We start from the raw sequence: 19554 nt of genomic DNA on the forward strand, positions 1-19554 counted from the left end.
CTGATATACATGAATGAAGATAAAATTTTAAATCTCTTAGGCTTAGCGCAACGAGCAGGAAAAGTTATTTCTGGTGATTTTATCGTAGAAAAAGCTATAAAGAGAAAGGAACCGAAATTGGTACTTCTCGCTGGTGACTGTGCAGCCAATAATGAAAAGAAATATACTCAATTAGCAGAAACCCATCACATTCCACTTCACAGTATTGCCGATAAAGAGGCTTTAGGAACGGCCATTGGTAAGGAAGTTAGGGTAGTAGTCGCCGTACTAGATGATGGATTTGCAAAGGCATTACTTAAAGAGATTGATCGATAATAAGGGGGTATGTAGATGTCCAAAAAGCGCGTTCATGAAATCGCCAAAGAGTTCGGCGTAGAAAGTAAGCAGGTCATTTCTATCTTGCAACAACATAATATTAATGTTACTAAAGCAGTTAATTCTGTAGATGATTCAGGTTATGAAATTGTAAAAAAACAATTAGGTAAAAAATCTGAAGCTCCTAAAGTAGCACAAAAAACAGAAAAAAAGGTAGAATCGAAATCTGCTCCAACTGCAGCTCATAAACAAGAAGCTGCATCACATAAACAACAGCATTCAAATCGTTCTAACGAACAGAAAAAAGATAAACACAAACAAGCTAGTCAAAAACAAGACGATCAATCTAAACAAAAGGACCATAAAAAAGGCAATGTCCGTCATGTACAAATCTCTGAGCCTACACGCAAATCCGATGGTAAGCAACATGGTGGAGACCGTGCTAATAATCGCCCTAATAATACCCGCAATAATGATAACCGTAATAACGGTCGTTCTAATGATGTGCGTAACAATGACAATCGAAACAACGATAATCGTAATAGCGATAACCGCAATAACGATAACCGCAATTCTAATAATGATCGCCGTAACAAGAAAAATAAAAAAGGTGGTAATAACCGCCCCCAATCCTTGTTATCTACATCTATGCAAAAAAAGAAAAATCGCGTAAAACATCGTAACGAGCAGTACCTACAACAAAAAGCAGAAGCTGAACGTAAAGCTGAAGCAGCAATTGCTACAGAAATTGAATTGAGCGGGCCTCTAACTGTTAAAGACTTAGCTGAAAAAATGGGTCGCGAAGTATCTGAAATCATCAAAAAATTGATGCTTTTAGGTGTTATGGCCAGCATTAATCAAGAGGTTGATGTAGATACAGCTACTATCGTGGCTGAAGAGTTTGGTGTAACTGTAACTGAAGTAGAACCTGAAGAAGACCCTACAGATGTTATTGAAATTGAAGATGCACCAGAAACATTAAAACCACGACCTCCTGTAGTAACTATCATGGGTCACGTTGACCATGGTAAAACATCCTTGTTGGACGTAATTCGTCAAACTAATGTAACAGCTGGCGAAGCTGGTGGTATCACTCAACATATTGGTGCGTACCAAGTTCGCTACAAGGATAATAAAATCACATTCCTTGATACACCAGGTCATGAAGCATTTACTGCTATGCGTCTACGCGGTGCGAAATCCACGGATATTGCAGTTCTTGTAGTCGCTGCCGACGACGGTGTAATGCCGCAGACTATCGAGGCTATTAATCATGCGAAGTCCGCAGATGTACCTATTATTGTAGCCATCAACAAAATGGATAAACCAGGTGCTAACCCAGACCATGTTAAACAACAATTGTCTGAACATGGCCTTTTACCAGAAGAATGGGGTGGCGATGTAATCATGGTTCCAGTATCTGCTAAACAAAAACAAGGTATTGATGACTTACTTGAAAATATCTTGCTCGTAGCAGAAGTTATGGAATTGAAAGCGAACCCTAACCGTAAGGCATATGGCGTAGTTATCGAGGCTCAACTTGATAAAGGTCGTGGTGCCGTATGTACTGTCTTGGTACAGAAAGGTTCTCTTCGTGTAGGTGATACAGTACTTGCGGGTACTGCATACGGTAAAGTACGTGCTATGACAAATGAACGCGGTGAAAAAGTAAAAGTTGCTCGTCCGTCTATGCCGGTAGAAATTTTGGGCTTCTCCGAAGTTCCACAAGCTGGTGAAATTATAAATGGTATGGATGATAACGAAGCACGTGCAATTGCTGAAAAACGTATTGCTAAACAACGGGTTCAAGAATTACAAGCCACACATAAAGTCACATTAGATGATATTTTTAATCAAATTCAACAAGGCGAGTTGAAGGATCTTAATATCATTATCAAAGCCGATGTTCAAGGTTCTGTAGAAGCATTGCGTCAATCTTTAGAAGGCATTAAAAACTCTGAGGTACGTATTGTTATCGTTCATGCTGCAGTAGGTGCTATTAATGAATCGGATATCATGTTGGCATCTGCATCTAATGCGATTGTAATGGGCTTTAATGTACGCCCTGATGCTAATGTTCGACGTGCAGCAGAACAAGAAAAGGTTGATTTGCGTACATATCGTGTAATTTATGATGCTATCAATGATGTTGAATCTGCTATGCGCGGTATGTTGGCACCTCAATTTAAAGAGGTTGTGGTAGGTCGTGCAGAAGTGCGTCAAGTTATTTCTACCCCAAAGGCTATTGTAGCTGGCTCTTATGTAACGGAAGGTCGTATTACTAACGACTCTGAAGTTCGTTTAATTCGTGACGGCATCGTTGTATTTGAAGGTAAGGTTGATTCTTTACGTCGATTTAAAGATGAAGTTAAGGAAGTTAAAACATCCTTTGAATGTGGTATCTCCTTAGAAGGATATCGCGACATCAAGGAAGGCGACGTTATTGAAGCATACTTGATGGAAGAAATTGCACCTCAATTATAGGAGGCTTATATGAGTGATGTTCGTGTCAGAAAATTACAAGAATTTATCAAGCAAGAGGTAAGTCAAATGTTGATGCGTGGATTGAAAGATCCTCGCATCGGTTTTACCACAATTACTGATGTTCATGTAACAGGTGATTTGCGTGAAGCTACGATTTATGTTTCCTTGTTTGGTTCCGATAAGGAAAAACAAGATACCCTTATCGCATTAAAGCATGCGGCTGGACATATTCGTACCGAGCTTGGAAAGGTACTTAAATTGCGACATATTCCTTCCATCACATTTGATAAGGATACGTCCTTGGACTATAGCATGCATATTGAATCCCTTTTGAACGAAATTAAAAAGGACGAAGAAATAAATTAAAACAAAGGATACAGAACATGAGTAAGATTACTATTAATCAATTACATATGGCTCTGTGTGAAGCTAATTCTATTATGCTAACCGTCCATGTTAGACCTGATGGCGATGCTATCGGATCCATGGTAGCCTTTTACGAAGCCCTTGTGGGGCAAGGTAAAACTGTATATATGGTAGTAGATGATGTAGTTCCTGAGAAGTACTCATTCTTACGGCATACGGACCACATCCATAATGTCGCCTATTTTGAAACTAATCCAGTTGATATTGATATGCTAATGGTTTTGGATGCTAGCACGTATGAGCGAATTGGCAAAGTAGGTGCACTTTGGAGTGCACCTATTTTTAATATAGATCACCATATTTCTAATACAGAATTTGCTGATCATCTATATTTAAAGCCTGATTTTGCTGCTACTGGTGAAATTGTTACCGACTTATGTACAAAATGGAATTGGCCTATCACTGAGTCTATGGGTACCGCATTATATATGGCGATAGCTACGGACTGCGGTTTCTTTAAGTTTAGTAATACTACGGCGAATACCCTTGAGATGGCTGCTAAATGTGTAGCTGCAGGGGCTAGACCAAATGTTATTTCTGAAACGATTGAAGCCGTATCTGCCAGTCGCTTAGAGTTAACAAAACAAGTTATGCAAACTATCGAGTTTCATAAGAATAATACAGTTGCTACTATCGAGCTAAATCGTGAGGCCATGAATATTCTTGGCGATGATACAGATGGTTTTGTAGACATTATTAGAAATGTTGATACTGTAGATGTGGCAATTTTATTAAAAGTAGAAGCTGATAATAGAACACGTATAAGTTTACGTTCTAAAGGTATTGATGTGAACGCTGTAGCAAGCCATTTTGGTGGAGGTGGTCATATTCGTGCTGCTGGGTGTACTATTAATTTGCCGTTACAAGAAGCAAAACAGGCTCTCATTGAGGTGATTAAGTAATGGATGGGGTTTTACCTTTTTTAAAACCACCTGGTATTACGAGTCATGACGCCGTTGCTATTTGTCGTCGTATTTTAAAAGAAAAGCGCATTGGACATAGTGGTACATTAGATCCTATGGCTTATGGTGTGTTACCTGTATTTCTTGGAAAGGCAACACGCCTTATAGAATACACGGAGGGTTTTGATAAAACCTATGTAGCTGAATGTAAATTTGGAACTTTTACAGATACTGAAGATAGTTCTGGACAAACTGTATTGCCAGATAATGATATGGTATTGCGTGATGGTGTTGTATTGAATCAAGTTATTCAATCTACAGAAATCTCAGCAACTATGGTTAAACCAACCTTTGAAGAACTGGTTAGTATCTTGAAAAAATTTGCAGGTATTCAGGACCAAAGACCGTCTAAGTATTCAGCTATTAAAGTAAATGGCATTCGAGCTTATGAATATGCTCGTAAAGGTATTCCTGTAGAACTGCCATTACGTCAAATTCATATTAAAAATATTGAGCTCATTGCTTATGGATTTCCTTTTTTTACGATTCGCGTGACTTGCTCAGGCGGGACTTATATTCGCTCATTATTACGCGATATTTGTATTGCTTTAGGTATACCTGGCACGATGACTTCTTTGGCACGTACTCAAGTAGGACCTTTTGAGATCAGTTCTGCTAAGATAGCTGAAGAATTAATGTTACATGGTGAAAGCCTTTTATTACCAACGGATACGGCGGTTTCTCATCTTTCAAAAGTGACTGTAAATAGTGTACAATTAAGGATGATGGTGCAAGGGAAGGAATTACCTATTGAAAGGGAATTTTCTTTTACCGAACCAGATAATTTTTATAGAGCCTATGGACCGAATGGTTTTATTGGTATTATGAAACGAACAAACCACACATTAAAAGTGGAAAAAAATATTTTTATTGAAGGATAAGTATGAAGCAAATACATTCGTTTGATGAACTACGTCAAATCAAAGATACAAAAGTATATGCCCTTGGTACCTTTGATGGCATTCATCGAGGTCATCAACGAGTTATACGTAAGACTGTTGAAGAGGCTACATCAGTCAATGGCGTAAGTATCATCATCACCTTCGAGCATCATCCGTTGACTATATTACATCCAGATAGGGTGCCTAAACGGGTGATTCAAGAAGAGATTATGGATACTGTGTTAGAAGAACTCAACGTAGACTATATTTTGCGATTGCCTATGACTGAAGCACTACTTAACATGAGTGCAGATGAATTTTTACATGATCTTTGCACTGATATGAATGTGGAAGCCATTGTAATTGGTGAAAACTTTACTTTTGGTGCAAAAGGTCTAGGTAATCCAGAATATATGAAACAGGTGGTAGCAAATAAGAATATACGAGTTCTTGTGCAGCCCTTATTACCATGTGATGGTCTTAGTACGCCTATTTCTAGTACAGAAATAAGAAAGGCTATTCATGATGGACGTTTAGAAGATGCTAATCATTGGTTAGGTAGACCATTCCAATTTAAAGGCACTGTGATTAAAGGCGATCAACGAGGACGCACATTAGGATTCCCTACATTAAATCTTTTACTTCCTAATGAAATGGCTACACCTCCAGATGGAGTCTATGCTAATCGCGTGTGTATTGATGGTATTTGGTATGATGGGGTAGGTAATATTGGAGATAATCCAACCTTTAAAAATCAGTATCATAGATGTGAAGTGCACGTTTTTAACTTTGACCAGGACATATATGGAAAAGAAGTAATTGTACAATTTATTTCTTATATTAGAGGGGAAGTTAAATTTAATAACTTACAAGATCTTATCGATCAGATGAAGATAGATGAAGAACAGGCGCTAGCTATTTTAGCTAATGCATAAAAGGGGGTTCTCATGGATATTAAAGAAGCTCGAAAACAAATAGATAGTATTGACTCTGTATTAGTTACGGAGTTTGAAAAACGACTCACATTAATTAAAGAAATTGGTAAATATAAGGATGAACATCATTTGCCGCTTATTGATGAAGAACGGGATGATAGCATCGTTACTTTACATACTCAAAATTGTAAAGATCAAGTTTTAGCACCTTATGTTGAAAATTATATAAAAACTGTCGTTTCTATGAGTAATGAATTCTTGAAAGAACACATGCATAAGCATATTTTCCTTATTGGTATGCCTGGCGCAGGTAAGACTACTGTTGGTAAAGTTCTAGCTAAAGAGTTGGGGCGAGATTTTTTTGACTTAGACCAAACGATTCAAGACAAAGTAGGTAAATCCGTTCAAAATATCTATATTTACGATGGTAAAGATGCTTTCAGTGAATATGAATATAGTACAATCAAAGAATTAATTCATAATAAACCATCTGTCATTGCTACAGGTGGCGGTACTGTTACCTATGATAAAACTGTTAAATTGATGAGAAATAATGGTCTTGTTGTATTCGTAAACCGCGATGTAAATCATATTTTAGATGATTTGGATCTTGAGATTCGTCCGCTTGTAAAAGAAAGTATTGAATATATTTTTAATGTATATGAAGAACGATACCCTCTATACGAAGCAGTGGCACATATCAAAATTGGTAACGAAGGCAGCATTACCGATGCGGTGCAAGAAATTATTGAAGCCTTGCCTAATACGGAGAAATAATGGACGCCATACGAGGATTTGTATACCGAACTATATATGAGAATACACAACGTACATATTGCGTGTTTATCCTGAAAGATTATAATGAGGAATACATTACTTGTACTGGCAAATTTGAGTCTCCTAAAGAAGGGGAGGACATTGAAGTACGGGGCCGCTATGTAGAACATGAAAAGTACGGTCGCCAATTTGATGCGAGCAGTGTCGAAAAGTTAAAACCTGATAATATGGGTGCTGCCAAGAACTATTTGTTAAATTTAGGCATAAAAGGTTTTGGTGAAAAATCCGTAGAGAAGGTACTAGAGTATTTTGGGATTCGTATTTTAGAAATTTTACGGGAAGAACGTCCAGAAGAGATTAAAGATGTTCCAGGTCTTCGAAAGAGTGTTAAGGATGAATTATTTAATACCTTACTTGGTGAAGGTATTTTATCCGATTTAAATCATTTTTTTGAAAGTCATCACATTTCATCGAAATGGAGTCGTATTGTATATACCTATTATGGTGTGCAGTCAGTTGCAGTTATAGAGGATAATCCTTATATCTTGTTACGTGTAGCTCCAGATATGCTCTTTGGTACGGCCGATACTTTGGCCGAACATTTAGGCATCACTGGCAGTGATACACGCCGTTTAGAGGCTGGTTTAGAATGGATTTTACGCAGTTTAGATAATCAAGGTCATACATGCTTACCCGTAGATCAACTTATCGGTCGCTTAGATGAGCTATTACAAACTGATGTAGATGATATTGCTAATTTTATTGAAAGCCTTCTAGAACAAGGTGCACTGTATAGTACGTATTATGAAGATATCTTATATATCTACCCTCCAGAGATGTATGTTTCTGAAGTGGAAGGAGTTCAATACACACGAGAGCTTTTATTACAAGCAGATCCAATATCATTAGATATTCCTAGTTTTATTGAAAAGTTTGAACGAGACAACTACATTACCTTTGGTGATGCTCAAAAAGAAGCTATACAGCTCTCATTTTTTGAAAAGTTTTCTCTTATAACGGGTGGTCCTGGTACAGGTAAAACAACTATTATTAAGGCGCTAGTAAAAGGTTTTCAACTTGGTGGACTGGGGCGTATTATACTTTGTGCTCCTACGGGACGTGCTGCAAAACGTTTGACCGAGGCTACTGAGTTTGAAGCTACTACAATTCATCGTCTATTGGTACCTGTTCAAGGTAGTGACTCCTATGACTTTACAAAGAATGAAGATGATCCACTTGATATAGATGTCATTATCATCGATGAAGCATCTATGCTTAATGTGCATCTATTCTATTCTTTAATGGCGGCCATTCCTAAGGAAGCTCATGTCATTATTGTGGGTGACGTAGATCAATTACCACCTATAGGTGCTGGATTTGTATTAAAAGATTTATTAGATAGTGATTGTGTGCCCTATACACGACTTAACCAGATTTATCGTCAAAGCTCTGGCAATACTATCGTTGAAAGTGCTTATGCAATTAACCGTGGTGAAATGCCTAACCTAGAAGGTGTGAGCGAAGAGTTTTCTTTTATTCCTGTTAAATCTTATGACATGATGATGAAAGCCATCATTGATGTATATAAACGTGAACAAGAAACTTTAGAGGATGAATTAGATATTCAAATTATTTCTCCTATGCGCCGTGGTGAAGCAGGTAGTACATTGATATCACAATATGTACAACAAGCCGTAAACCCTCCAGATAGCTACAAGGGAGAAACTCGTGTCAATGGCATTACTTATCGCGTTGGGGACAAGGTTATTCAAATTCTCAATGATTATGAGTTAGAAGTTTTTAATGGTGAAATTGGTGTTATTTACGCTATTACACGGACTGATATTTATATCCGATTTATTCATAAAGAGGTTCGCCTACCAATCGATGAAGCTCATATGATTATGCCTGCTTATGCTATAACGGTCCATAAGAGCCAAGGTAGCGAATATGGCGTAGTTATTATTCCATTTGTTCCACGCTATGGTGGTATGTTACAACGTAATTTGTTGTATACTGCTGTTACGCGGGCAAAACGTAAAGTAATTATTGTCGGTACTACGAGCGCAGTTGAACGTGCTGTGCGCACTGTTAATGCCGATGAGAGATATACATTGTTTAAAGAACGACTACAAGGGAGATGTGATTCGTAATGAGTCTTTGGGATTTCCTATTTCCACCGGTATGTCCTCACTGTGGTACACCCGTAGCAAAACAGGGGGATTGGTGTAAAGCTTGTTTTACCGATCTATTACATATTCGCCATGTACCACATAAATTTTTACACTATGTAGATGATGTATGTGTACTGGCCGAATATCGTGGTGGTCTAAAGTCTATGATTTACGATGTAAAATTTAATGAGAAAAAGGAGCAGTCCAAAGGGGCCGCTCCTTTTTTAGTATCGTACAACTTTTACATGAAATATAATAAGCCTAACATTGAAAATAGTATTTGTAAAATAATGTATGATTATATTGTTCCCGTACCTTCTAGCAAAAAGAAAAAAGCTAAGAGGGGATATAATCAAGTAGATTTATTTTTTCTTGAATGGGCTCATTCTCTATGGGAAATAAATAGAAAAAACTTTAAATGGTTAGATTGTATATACAAGTTTGATACTTCTCGAGATATGTGGAGATTAACAAATAAAGAAAGACATCAAAATATTGATGATGCCTTTGTTATATGTGCTGATTACAAGGATATTGATTTGACAAATAAGAATATTTTAATCGTAGATGATATATATACTACAGGTGCTACAATTGAAGCCGTAGCAAAAGTCTTACAAAAGCATAACGCTTTACGCGTTGATGCCCTTACGCTAGCTAGTGGTAGTTTCTAATCTTTACTATTAAATGTAGGAATATAATATTTGATTTTATAGTAGCATTATAAAATGTATTCATATCAAATTATGGCGATAATGTTTCTAGAAGAAATAGTTAACTTAGTATATAAAAAAGCGTTCACCTGAGGGTGAACGCTTAATTAACATATTAGCCAAGTACATCAATAAATGCTTTAACAACATCTGGATCAAAGAGAGAACCGGACGCACTAAAAAGTTCTTCTTTTGCTTTAGCTTTTGTTTTAGCCCAAAATTCAGTAGAAGGATTAACTGTTGTATCATAGTAATCTGCTACAGCAATGATTCGAGCTCCCAATGGAATATTAGCACCACGTAGATGTTTAGGATAACCGGAGCCATCCCATTTTTCATGATGGTAACGAATATAAGGTAAAATTTGTTGGCAGCAAGGATAGTTTTCAATCATATTGGCTCCACTTGCAGCATGTTGTTTATACTTAGACATTTCTTGCTTATTAAGATATGGAGATTTCTGGATTAATGCATTAGGTACCATTAATAGACCTACGTCATGAAGTAGAGCTGCGTGACGAATCTGTTCGATTTCATTTAATGGTAAACCCATTTTAGCTGCGATGCTAACAGCATAGTTTGAAACCTGAATAGAATGTGTATAAAGATGATAGCTTTTCATTTGTATCATCTGCAAAAGTTGTGCGCTTATGGCTTCTAAACTATCTTTCTCCAGTTCATACAAACCTGATGGTTGCATCAATGATAACATAAACATAATAAACCCCTCTAACTAACAAATAGAACATATGGTACAACCCCTCGTACTTATGTTCATATCGTACAACTTTAGGCCGTTCTAATTTAACAGTATACAAATTATACACCATAAATAATTTTTTGTGTATGATACGTATGTTCTTACATATATGTTGTATTCATATTTGGCATACAAAAAATAATTGACATTTTAAGAACCCACTAGATATGGTACTTAAAAAAAGTGATTTTAGAAATATTAAAATAATATGAAGAATATTTTAGGTTTACTATTCCAATTTTCTATACATCAAAATTAAGGGTTGCAAAATTTATTCTCATTGGTCTAAGAATTTTTCGATCTTATGTTTGGTAAATATTTTTTAGAGATACTTAACTACATACATTAATTTTAATAGTATCATAGTAAAACTAGACATGAATTCTGTTATTCTTTATAATACGTCTATACGGGTCTGTGGTTGAAAGTCGAGGCCAGTCGCAGGCAAAACGATCCACATAAGCAGCCCAAAGGGTTGTGAGCATGGTGCGGCTTAGGTGTAAGTCCTGCCGGTATAACCGAGAGAGGTAGTAGTGGGGAGTCTCAGACTTATGAGCGAACCCTCCAGCAGGCGAGTGTGGGGGCAAAGACCAGGTCAGCCGTATAAGGGCACATGAGGATTTTCTCATGTGCTTTTTCTTTTTATACATTTGTATATTATAAAATCTATAAAAAACCACTAATCATGGGAAATTTTTTATACATAGGAGTAATATTTATGCATGCTATGTATAAAATTAAAATATGAATACAGGGATTTTGCGATAATATTGAAATTTATATACAAAATTATTGACATAATTATACTAAGTCTATATACTATTATAAAGTAGTAGTAAGTTAGAATAATGAGGTTGATAATATGTTAAATAGCAAATTAAAAAAATTAATTGTTGGCGGTTGTATGTTAGTGATGGCGGCTTCTTTAGTTGGTGGTTGTGGTTCCTCTAATCAACCTACATCTAATAAACTTGTCGTTGGTACTAATGCTACATTTGTTCCATTTGAGTTTAAAGATGAAAAATCTCAAGATTATACAGGTTTTGATATTGAATTGATTCGTGCGATCGGTAAACGTATTAATAAAGATGTAGAGCTAAAAAATGTAGCTTTTGATGCTTTGATTCCAGCTTTGAATACACATGATATTGATGTTGCTGCATCTGGTATGACCATTACAAAAGCGAGAAGTGAAAAAGTATTATTTTCTTCTCCTTATTATGAAAATGCTTTAGCAGTAGTATATAGAGATGGAACGGCTGTGAACTCTCTTGATGATTTAAAAGGTAAAAAAATTGCAGCCCAATTAGGTACTACTGGTGCAGATTTAGCTCATAAAATTGAAGGTACTACTGTAAAAGAATTTGACCATAGCAATGAAGCTTTGTTAGAATTACAGAATGGTGGTGTTGATGCAACTGTAATCGATTTACCTGTAGCTCAATATTACAGTACTAAGCATCCTGACCAACATATTAAATTTATGGCATATCCAAATACTAAAGAATATTTGGGCTTAGCAATTAATAAAGAAAATAAAGAATTGCAAGAACAAATTAATAAGGCAATTGCTGATATGAAGGCAGATGGTGAATTTAATACATTATATAAAAAATGGTTTAATGTAGATGCACCTACTGATATGCCAGTGGTTTTAGAATTTAAATAATAGGAGAGATCATGAGTTTTAATTGGGGGTTAATTGCGGATAACTTACCGCTTTTACTACAAGGTGCTCTAGTGACTGTAGAAATTACAGCCATGTCTGTGGGTTGTGGCTTTTTTATCGGTCTTTTAGTATCTTTAGCAAATTTATCTAAATTTAAATTAGTTAGATTGCTTGCGAAATGTTATGTAGATATCATTCGTGGTACACCACTACTGGTACAAATTTTCCTAATCTATTTTGCCTTACCTATAATTACAGGTCAACGGATTGATCCATATATTGCGGCTGTTACCGCGTGTAGTATTAACTCTGGTGCTTATGTATCTGAAATTTTCCGTGCTGGTATTCAATCTATTGATAAAGGTCAAATGGAGGCTGGTCGTTCTCTTGGGTTAACTTGGGGACAAACTATGCGTTACATCATTATGCCTCAAGCTTTTAAAGCAATTATTCCTCCGTTAGGGAATGAATTTATTGCCATGCTGAAAGATTCCTCTTTAGTTTCTGTTATCGGCTTCGAGGAGTTGACACGTCGTGGTCAATTAATCATTGCTAAAACCTATGCATCCTTTGAAATCTGGGGTACGGTTGCTGTGATTTACCTTATTATGACAGTGACTATCTCACAATTAGTTGGATATCTTGAAAGGAAATATAGCATTAAATGATTAAATTAGAAAATGTACATAAATCTTTTGGTAAAAATGAAGTACTAAAAGGTATTAATTTACATATTGAACAAGGTCAAGTTGTTGTAATCATCGGTCCTTCTGGTTCTGGTAAAAGTACGGTACTGCGCACTATGAACTACTTAGAAGAACCTACATCTGGTAAGGTTATCGTAGATGGTATGGATCTTTCTGATAAGAAAAAGTTAAATGACGTTCGTGCTGAAGTAGGAATGGTATTCCAAAATTTTAATTTGTTCCCACATATGACGGTTATGGAAAATCTTACCTTAGCACAAACTAAGGTTCGTAAAACATCTATGGAAGAGGCTAAGAAGATAGGTCAAGCTTTACTTGATCGAGTAGGTTTGGCGGATAAAGCCAATGCATATCCTGATTCTTTGTCAGGTGGTCAAAAACAGCGTGTTGCTATTGCTCGTGCTTTAGCTATGAGACCTAAAGTAATGCTTTTTGATGAACCTACTTCAGCTCTTGATCCTGAAATGGTTAGCGAAGTACTAGATGTAATGAAGTCTTTAGCTGAGGAAGGTATGACGATGGTCATCGTTACCCATGAAATGGGCTTTGCGAAAAAGGTAGCGGATAGAGTTTTATTTGTTGATGGTGGCTTGATTTTAGAAGATGATACACCTGAACGAGTATTCGATGCTCCTACAAATGAAAGAACAAAATCATTTTTAGACAAAATTTTAATAGATTAATTAATGATATTATAGGAAGCAAATTCTAGAATTAGAAATTGCTTCCTGTTTTTTTACATTAAATTTAACCTATTTATTTATATAAATTTTTATTATATATGTATAGCTTAATATCTATTAATATATTTGATAACCTTTAGGCTGTATTTATTAATTATAAAGAGCTTGTATAAAGATTTAAAGTGTAGATTAATCTAAAAAACACGATTATTGCTATAAATATTTGTGATATAATAATAATTTATACAGTCATTTTTTAAAATAATAATTTTTAATTCATATATTCTTATGATTATAACAGTATACAATTAATTTATAGGGCGCATATAATTATTTATAGCATATATAGATATAGGGATTGTTGAGGTTTGTATTAAATAATATTCTTGTTTTCGGCGTTTGTATATTCATTAGAAATGTAAATATTGTTGTTTGATATTTTATACATGCTGTGTTATGATACAAATATAGAGCAAGACAGTAAGACAATATATATTTTTAGGAGGATGTTACCATGTTAGGTAAAGTAAAATGGTTCAGTGCAGAAAAAGGTTATGGTTTTATTGAACGTGAAGACGGTAGCGATGTATTTGTACACTATTCTGCAATCCAAGACGAAGGCTTCAAATCTTTGACTGAAGGTCAAAATGTAGAATTTGAGATTGTTGATGGAAACCGTGGACCTCAAGCCGCTAACGTTGTTAAAGCGTAATTACATACCAAAAAAATTATAAAAACAACATATAATTGAACCCCGATAGTATATAATATCGGGGTTTTTTGATTTTCTATATAAATTTAATTCATAATTCTACAAAAAATATAAAATTTTTACATAAAAAAGAAGGAGTTTTATAGTTGGAAGTAGAAATACTAAATATAACACGAGGGATAAGGTTATATAATACCACACACTCGCATCTCGTGGATGATTTTTAGAAAGGGTGTTGACTTATGAAAGTAGCAATTAGAGGAAAAAACATTGAAGTGACAGATGCCTTAAGAGCATATATCGAAAAAAGATTGAGTAAATTGACTCGTTACTTCGATGATGAGTTAAATGCACAAGCGGTTTTATCCGTTGTAAAAGATAAATCTACAATTGAACTTACATGTTTTGTTGATAAAATCGTTCTTCGTGGTGTGGAAACTAACGATGATATGTACGCAGCTATTGATTTAGTAGTAGATAAAATTGTTCGTCAAATCCATAAATATAAAACTCGTTTAGCTAAACGTTTCAAAAAACAAGAAGCTTTCCATCCTGAAGCTTTGGCAGCTCCTGTGGAAGAAGAAACTATTGAAGTTGTAAAACGCAAACACTTTGTTGTGCGCCCTATGGATGTTGAGGAAGCGATTTTACAAATGAATCTTATTGGTCACGATTTCTTTATGTTCTTTAATGCTGAAACTGAAGCGATGAATGTTGTTTATCGTAGACATGATGGTTTCTATGGTTTGATCGAGCCAGAACTTCAATAATATATAATGTCGGCTGAACTTAATCCTAACTCCTTTCTACTTTAAATCAGCCGATTATTATATTAAGGTGGATGACTTAAAATAGTCATCCACCTTTTTTGCAAAAATAATACTATAAATAATCTTGAAATGCCTTGAATTCTTTGACTATTCAAGGCTTTTTCGTTATAATAAGTTAGATAAAATAATGTAAGATGTCCCGTAGAGGAGTGATTTGTTTGTTAAGCTTTTTACAAAGGCTATTAGGCAATAATAACGCAAAAGAAATTAAAAAAATGCGTGCTATTGCAGATCATATTAATGAAATTGAACCTAATTATATTAAATTAAGTGATGCTAACTTAGTGGCAAAAACTGATGAGTTTAAACGTCGTTTGCAAAAAGGGGAAACGTTAGACGACTTATTGCCAGAAGCGTTTGCTGTAGTTCGTGAAGCATCTAAACGTGTTTTAGGCATGCGTCATTTCGATGTACAGTTAATGGGGGGCATTTGCCTACATAATGGTAATATCGCTGAGATGCGTACTGGTGAAGGTAAAACATTAGTAGCTACATTGCCTGTATATTTGAATGCATTGACCGGTAAGGGTGTACACGTTGTAACAGTAAATGATTATTTGGCTACTCGTGATAGCGAGCAAATGGGACGTTTATATAATTTCTTAGGACTTTCTACGGGCCTTATTGTGGCTAATCTTGACTTTAATCAACGTAAAGAAGCCTATGCGTGTGATATTACATATGGTACAAATAATGAGTTTGGTTTTGACTATTTACGCGATAACATGGTAACCGATGTTGTTCAAATGGTACAACGACCATTGAATTATGCCATTGTGGATGAAGTAGATTCCATTCTTATTGATGAAGCAAGAACACCACTAATTATCTCAGGTCCTGGTCAACGTTCCACCGATAATTATTATAAATTGGCTAAAATTGTTCCTCACCTTGTAAAAGATGAAGACTATGTTATTGATGAAAAACAAAAAACTATTGCCCCTACAGATTCTGGCATCGCAAAGGTTGAAAAAATGCTTGGCGTTGAAAACCTATATGATGCAGAAAATATCGAGTTGAATCATTTGCTTGGTGCTTCTTTACGTGCTTATGCTATGATGCATCGTGATACTGACTATGTGGTTAAAGATGGTGAAGTTGTTATCGTTGATGAGTTTACGGGCCGTTTGATGTTTGGACGCCGTTATTCTGATGGTTTGCATCAGGCTATTGAGGCTAAAGAAGGTTTGAAAGTTGAACGCGAAAGCCAAACTTTAGCATCTGTCACATTCCAGAACTATTTCCGTATGTATGATAAATTAGCAGGTATGACAGGTACTGCTAAAACAGAAGAAAAAGAATTTATCGATATTTATGGATTAGAGGTTATACCAATTCCACCGAATAAACCTTTAATTCGGATGGATTTGCCAGATCAGATTTTTAAAACTAAAGCTGCTAAATATCGTGCCGTAGTACGTAATGCAGTAGAACGGCATCAAATAGGGCAACCTATTTTGATTGGTACTACATCTATTACACAGTCTGAAGAACTTTCAGACATGTTGTTGCGTGCAGGTGTACCTCATAAAGTATTGAATGCTAAACATCATGAACAAGAAGCAGAAATTGTTGCGGCTGCTGGCCAAATGGGAATGGTAACAATCGCTACTAATATGGCTGGTCGTGGTACTGATATTACTCTTGGGGAAGGTGTCCCTGAACTAGGTGGTTTAGCAATTTTGGGTACTGAACGCCATGAAAGCCGTCGTATTGATAATCAGTTACGTGGTCGTTCTGGTCGTCAAGGTGACCCTGGTTCTTCTCAATTCTTTTTATCATTAGAAGATGACTTAATGCGTATCTTTGGTGCTGACAATATTACAGGTATCATGGATAAACTTGGTATGGAAGAGGATGAACCTATCGAGCATTCTTTGATTACTAAATCTATTGAACGTGCTCAAAAGAAAGTAGAAGATCATAACTACAATATTCGTAAATATGTACTTGAATATGATGATGTTATGAATCAACAACGTGAAGTATTATACGAACAACGACGCCGTATTTTACGTAACGAATCCTTGCGTGAAACAATTAACGAAATGATTGACAAGCTTGTTACCGAATCTGTAGATGCTTATGCTGATGAAAAGCTCTATCCAGAAGAATGGGATTATGAAGGTCTCTATAAACATTTAAGTCAATATTTTTTAACAGAAGAGATTATGTCTTCTCAAGATATGGAAGAATATAGTCGTCAAGACTTATTAGAACGCTTATTAGAAATTGCTCATGAAGAGTATCAAGATCGCGTTGATATGCTTGGAGAGGCTATGTTTAGTCAACTTGAAAAGGCGATTATGTTGCGCGTTGTTGATAATAAATGGATGGAACATTTGGATAATATGGATATGTTACGAGAAGGTATTGGCCTTCGTGCATATGGTCAAAAGAATCCGTTGGTAGAATATAAGTTTGAAGCTTTTGATATGTTCCAAAACATGATTGCAGCTATTCAAGATGAGACAATCATGGCATTATACAAAATTCGTGCACAATTGATTCAAGAAATCGAAGAACCAGTTGATCACTTAGAAGGTGCACAATCCCATCATGAAGATGTGTTGGAGCCACAAAACATAGATTAAGATTTGTGAATGGCACGTTGCTCAAAGGGATTTCCACTGGGCAACGGCCATTTTTCTATTTTGTTAAGGTGATAGTTTATTGATGTAATAGACTAATTAACTAAAGGTGGTGAACATAAATTGTTAGAAGATCTAAAACCGATTATTTCTAATTTAGAAGAACGTATTTATGGGATGAGGGATTCACTTTAACATCGCTCAAAAGGAAGACCGAATATTTACACTTGATGTACAGATGAGTGATCCTACATTTTGGGATAATCCAGATAAAGCTCGTGAGATTTCTCAAGAGGCCACACAATTAAAAAATGCTGTAGAAAGTTATAAGCAACTTGTTAGTGATATTGAAGATGCTAATGTGATGCTTGAAATGGCTATAGATGAAGATGATCTCTCCATGGAGAATGAAATCAAGGAATATGTTAAGCAAATAGAAGAAACCTTGGAAAAGCAAGAAGTACTTTTATTGTTAAGTGGTGAATATGATGCAAATAATGCTATTTTAACATTTCATGCCGGTGCTGGTGGGACTGAGGCACAAGATTGGTGTTCTATGTTAATTCGCATGTACTTGCGCTGGGCTGAAAAATCTGGCTTTTCCATCGAGTTAATGGATGAACAACCTGGTGATGAAGCAGGAATAAAATCTTCTACATTCCTTGTTAAAGGTGAAAATGCTTTTGGTTACTTGAAGTCTGAGAAAGGTGTACATCGTCTCGTTCGTATTTCACCATTTGATGCTGCGGCTCGACGTCACACATCATTTGCTGCTGTCGATGTAATGCCTGAAATCGATGATACTGTGGAAATTAATATCGATATGAAAGATGTTCAAGTTGATACGTATCGTGCTAGCGGCGCTGGTGGTCAGCATATTAATAAAACCGATTCTGCTGTTCGCATGACACATAAGCCGACAGGTATTGTAGTACAATGCCAAACACAACGTTCTCAAATGCAGAATAGAGAACAAGCTTTACGTTTGTTACGGGCGAAACTATTTGAGTTAGAGCTCGAAAAGCAAGCTGAACTTAAAGAACGGATTGGTGGTACCTACCAAGCAATTGAGTGGGGTAGTCAAATTCGTTCCTATGTATTTCATCCATATAATCTTGTTAAGGATCATCGTACTAGTGTAGAAACTGGTAATGTTCAAGCTGTTATGGATGGCAACTTAGACCCATTTATCGAAGGTTTCTTAAAAAAAGAGGCTAACTTAACAATTTAGGAGATACTATGAAAAAGTTTTTACTATTCCTATTAGTGCTAATTATTGCTCTTGTAGTGGCATCCCAATTTTTATTGCCATCCTTTATTGGCTCTCGTATTGAAAGCCAATTAAATGAAACATTGAAACCAACGGCTCAAACAGTAAATGTTGAGGCTCAACCTGCTTTCAAAATTTTATATGGTGAGGTAGATCGTGTTTATGGCACTTTGGAGAATATTAAACTGGGTAAATTGAATTTTGCTAGTTTTCGATATGATGCTAAACAAATCTTTGTCAATCCAATTTCTTTATTAGCTAGTCAACAAATTGATATCGTTAGTGTCGGGAATGCTAGTATTGATGGGACTATTAATAAAGCTGACTTAGCGACTTTCTTAAGTAATGAAGCAGGTAGTGATATTCAAGACGTACAAGTTGACATTAGTAAAGATAATATTAGCCTAACCGGCAAAATGAATGTAGGCATGGTGTTTAAAGGGGATGTTAAATTAGATGGGAATTTAGAGTTAAAGGGCAATACATTATTGTTTTCACCTAAAAAGTTCACCATAAATGGTGCTACAATTCCTGGAATGACATCTAATGTGTTAGAAAGTACTCAAATTTATGACTTCAACAATTTTCCAATTCCTGTAAAAGCGGAAAGTTTAACTGTTGATAATGGTGAAATTCTCATTAAAGTAAAACCTGTACTCAACTAG

The 19554-nt window shown here is 35.7% G+C and carries 18 protein-coding genes and 1 pseudogene; 18 read left to right on the top strand and 1 reads right to left on the bottom strand.

Annotated elements, in window-relative coordinates; genetic code table 11:
* The first annotated feature begins 9 nt into the window (after positions 1 to 9).
* From RYO55_RS05295 to RYO55_RS05340, 10 genes and pseudogenes are all read left to right on the top strand, one after another.
* Complete coding sequence (locus RYO55_RS05295; protein WP_314984486.1) at positions 10 to 315, top strand: ribosomal L7Ae/L30e/S12e/Gadd45 family protein; 306 nt, start codon at positions 10 to 12, stop codon at positions 313 to 315.
* Between the two features lie 15 nt (positions 316 to 330).
* Positions 331 to 2799, top strand: a complete 2469-nt coding sequence (infB, locus tag RYO55_RS05300) for a translation initiation factor IF-2 (RefSeq protein WP_314984487.1) — start codon at positions 331 to 333, stop codon at positions 2797 to 2799.
* Positions 2800 to 2808: 9 nt separating this feature from the next.
* Positions 2809 to 3165: a 30S ribosome-binding factor RbfA gene (gene rbfA / locus RYO55_RS05305; protein ID WP_314984489.1), complete on the top strand. Its 357-nt coding sequence runs from the start codon at positions 2809 to 2811 to the stop codon at positions 3163 to 3165.
* 17 nt (positions 3166 to 3182) lie between these two features.
* Positions 3183 to 4127 (top strand): bifunctional oligoribonuclease/PAP phosphatase NrnA, encoded by a 945-nt coding sequence (locus tag RYO55_RS05310; RefSeq protein ID WP_314984491.1) that lies wholly within the window; start codon positions 3183 to 3185, stop codon positions 4125 to 4127.
* Complete coding sequence (gene truB / locus RYO55_RS05315; RefSeq protein ID WP_295815047.1) at positions 4127 to 5068, top strand: tRNA pseudouridine(55) synthase TruB; 942 nt, start codon at positions 4127 to 4129, stop codon at positions 5066 to 5068. The genes RYO55_RS05310 and truB overlap by 1 nt, the downstream gene beginning before the upstream one ends.
* Positions 5069 to 5070: 2 nt before the next feature.
* On the top strand, positions 5071 to 6003 hold the full coding sequence (locus RYO55_RS05320) for a bifunctional riboflavin kinase/FAD synthetase (protein ID WP_278466674.1): 933 nt from the start codon (positions 5071 to 5073) through the stop codon (positions 6001 to 6003).
* Between the two features lie 12 nt (positions 6004 to 6015).
* Positions 6016 to 6780, top strand: coding sequence for a shikimate kinase (locus tag RYO55_RS05325; RefSeq protein WP_314984494.1), 765 nt, complete (start codon positions 6016 to 6018; stop codon positions 6778 to 6780).
* Positions 6780 to 8933 (top strand): ATP-dependent RecD-like DNA helicase, encoded by a 2154-nt coding sequence (locus tag RYO55_RS05330; RefSeq protein ID WP_314984495.1) that lies wholly within the window; start codon positions 6780 to 6782, stop codon positions 8931 to 8933. Before RYO55_RS05325 ends, RYO55_RS05330 begins: the two co-directional genes overlap by 1 nt.
* A pseudogene (locus RYO55_RS05335) lies at positions 8933 to 9028 on the top strand (double zinc ribbon domain-containing protein); the annotation flags it as partial. The gene RYO55_RS05330 and the pseudogene RYO55_RS05335, both read left to right, overlap by 1 nt.
* Positions 9029 to 9118: 90 nt before the next feature.
* A complete protein-coding gene (locus tag RYO55_RS05340; RefSeq protein WP_308521304.1) occupies positions 9119 to 9628 on the top strand; it encodes a phosphoribosyltransferase family protein in 510 nt (169 codons plus the stop codon).
* A 154-nt stretch (positions 9629 to 9782) separates the two neighbouring features.
* Here the strand turns inward: RYO55_RS05340 and RYO55_RS05345 are convergent, their stop codons facing one another.
* On the bottom strand, positions 9783 to 10385 hold the full coding sequence (locus RYO55_RS05345; RefSeq protein ID WP_004693025.1) for an HD-GYP domain-containing protein: 603 nt from the start codon (positions 10383 to 10385) through the stop codon (positions 9783 to 9785).
* 904 nt (positions 10386 to 11289) lie between these two features.
* Here RYO55_RS05345 and RYO55_RS05350 point away from each other — a divergent pair.
* The 8 genes from RYO55_RS05350 (at position 11290) to RYO55_RS05385 (ending at position 19554) form a co-directional block, all read left to right on the top strand.
* Positions 11290 to 12096: a basic amino acid ABC transporter substrate-binding protein gene (locus RYO55_RS05350; RefSeq protein WP_118091531.1), complete on the top strand. Its 807-nt coding sequence runs from the start codon at positions 11290 to 11292 to the stop codon at positions 12094 to 12096.
* 11 nt (positions 12097 to 12107) lie between these two features.
* Entirely contained in the window at positions 12108 to 12764 is a 657-nt protein-coding gene (locus RYO55_RS05355) for an amino acid ABC transporter permease (RefSeq protein ID WP_314984496.1), read from the top strand.
* Positions 12761 to 13486 carry an amino acid ABC transporter ATP-binding protein gene (locus tag RYO55_RS05360; RefSeq protein ID WP_118091533.1) on the top strand — a complete coding sequence of 242 codons (726 nt, stop codon included), beginning with the start codon at positions 12761 to 12763 and terminating at the stop codon, positions 13484 to 13486. The genes RYO55_RS05355 and RYO55_RS05360 overlap by 4 nt, the downstream gene beginning before the upstream one ends.
* A gap of 514 nt (positions 13487 to 14000) precedes the next feature.
* A complete protein-coding gene (locus RYO55_RS05365; protein WP_004693056.1) occupies positions 14001 to 14198 on the top strand; it encodes a cold shock domain-containing protein in 198 nt (65 codons plus the stop codon).
* 242 nt (positions 14199 to 14440) lie between these two features.
* Positions 14441 to 14968, top strand: a complete 528-nt coding sequence (gene hpf, locus RYO55_RS05370) for a ribosome hibernation-promoting factor, HPF/YfiA family (RefSeq protein ID WP_101928219.1) — start codon at positions 14441 to 14443, stop codon at positions 14966 to 14968.
* A gap of 218 nt (positions 14969 to 15186) precedes the next feature.
* Positions 15187 to 17622: a preprotein translocase subunit SecA gene (gene secA / locus RYO55_RS05375; RefSeq protein WP_314984498.1), complete on the top strand. Its 2436-nt coding sequence runs from the start codon at positions 15187 to 15189 to the stop codon at positions 17620 to 17622.
* A gap of 120 nt (positions 17623 to 17742) precedes the next feature.
* Positions 17743 to 18850 (top strand): peptide chain release factor 2 gene (gene prfB / locus RYO55_RS05380; RefSeq protein ID WP_314984500.1). Its coding sequence is split into 2 segments (ribosomal slippage): positions 17743 to 17799 and positions 17801 to 18850, totalling 1107 coding nucleotides; the frame shifts between segments, so codons are not numbered across the junction.
* An 8-nt stretch (positions 18851 to 18858) separates the two neighbouring features.
* Complete coding sequence (locus RYO55_RS05385; RefSeq protein ID WP_118091472.1) at positions 18859 to 19554, top strand: LmeA family phospholipid-binding protein; 696 nt, start codon at positions 18859 to 18861, stop codon at positions 19552 to 19554.

It is taken from the genome of uncultured Veillonella sp., from assembly GCF_963551295.1.
Taxonomy (GTDB): Bacteria; Bacillota; Negativicutes; order Veillonellales; family Veillonellaceae; genus Veillonella.

Coding starts and splice junctions, on each gene's coding strand:
- RYO55_RS05310 (WP_314984491.1), top strand. CDS start 3,183: ATGAGTAAGATTACTATTAATCAATTACATATGGCTCTGTGTGAAGCT.
- RYO55_RS05365 (WP_004693056.1), top strand. CDS start 14,001: ATGTTAGGTAAAGTAAAATGGTTCAGTGCAGAAAAAGGTTATGGTTTT.
- RYO55_RS05340 (WP_308521304.1), top strand. CDS start 9,119: ATGATTTACGATGTAAAATTTAATGAGAAAAAGGAGCAGTCCAAAGGG.
- RYO55_RS05325 (WP_314984494.1), top strand. CDS start 6,016: ATGGATATTAAAGAAGCTCGAAAACAAATAGATAGTATTGACTCTGTA.
- truB (WP_295815047.1), top strand. CDS start 4,127: ATGGATGGGGTTTTACCTTTTTTAAAACCACCTGGTATTACGAGTCAT.
- RYO55_RS05345 (WP_004693025.1), bottom strand. CDS start 10,385: ATGTTTATGTTATCATTGATGCAACCATCAGGTTTGTATGAACTGGAG.
- RYO55_RS05360 (WP_118091533.1), top strand. CDS start 12,761: ATGATTAAATTAGAAAATGTACATAAATCTTTTGGTAAAAATGAAGTA.
- infB (WP_314984487.1), top strand. CDS start 331: ATGTCCAAAAAGCGCGTTCATGAAATCGCCAAAGAGTTCGGCGTAGAA.
- RYO55_RS05295 (WP_314984486.1), top strand. CDS start 10: ATGAATGAAGATAAAATTTTAAATCTCTTAGGCTTAGCGCAACGAGCA.
- RYO55_RS05355 (WP_314984496.1), top strand. CDS start 12,108: ATGAGTTTTAATTGGGGGTTAATTGCGGATAACTTACCGCTTTTACTA.
- rbfA (WP_314984489.1), top strand. CDS start 2,809: ATGAGTGATGTTCGTGTCAGAAAATTACAAGAATTTATCAAGCAAGAG.
- hpf (WP_101928219.1), top strand. CDS start 14,441: ATGAAAGTAGCAATTAGAGGAAAAAACATTGAAGTGACAGATGCCTTA.
- RYO55_RS05385 (WP_118091472.1), top strand. CDS start 18,859: ATGAAAAAGTTTTTACTATTCCTATTAGTGCTAATTATTGCTCTTGTA.
- RYO55_RS05330 (WP_314984495.1), top strand. CDS start 6,780: ATGGACGCCATACGAGGATTTGTATACCGAACTATATATGAGAATACA.
- RYO55_RS05350 (WP_118091531.1), top strand. CDS start 11,290: ATGTTAAATAGCAAATTAAAAAAATTAATTGTTGGCGGTTGTATGTTA.
- RYO55_RS05320 (WP_278466674.1), top strand. CDS start 5,071: ATGAAGCAAATACATTCGTTTGATGAACTACGTCAAATCAAAGATACA.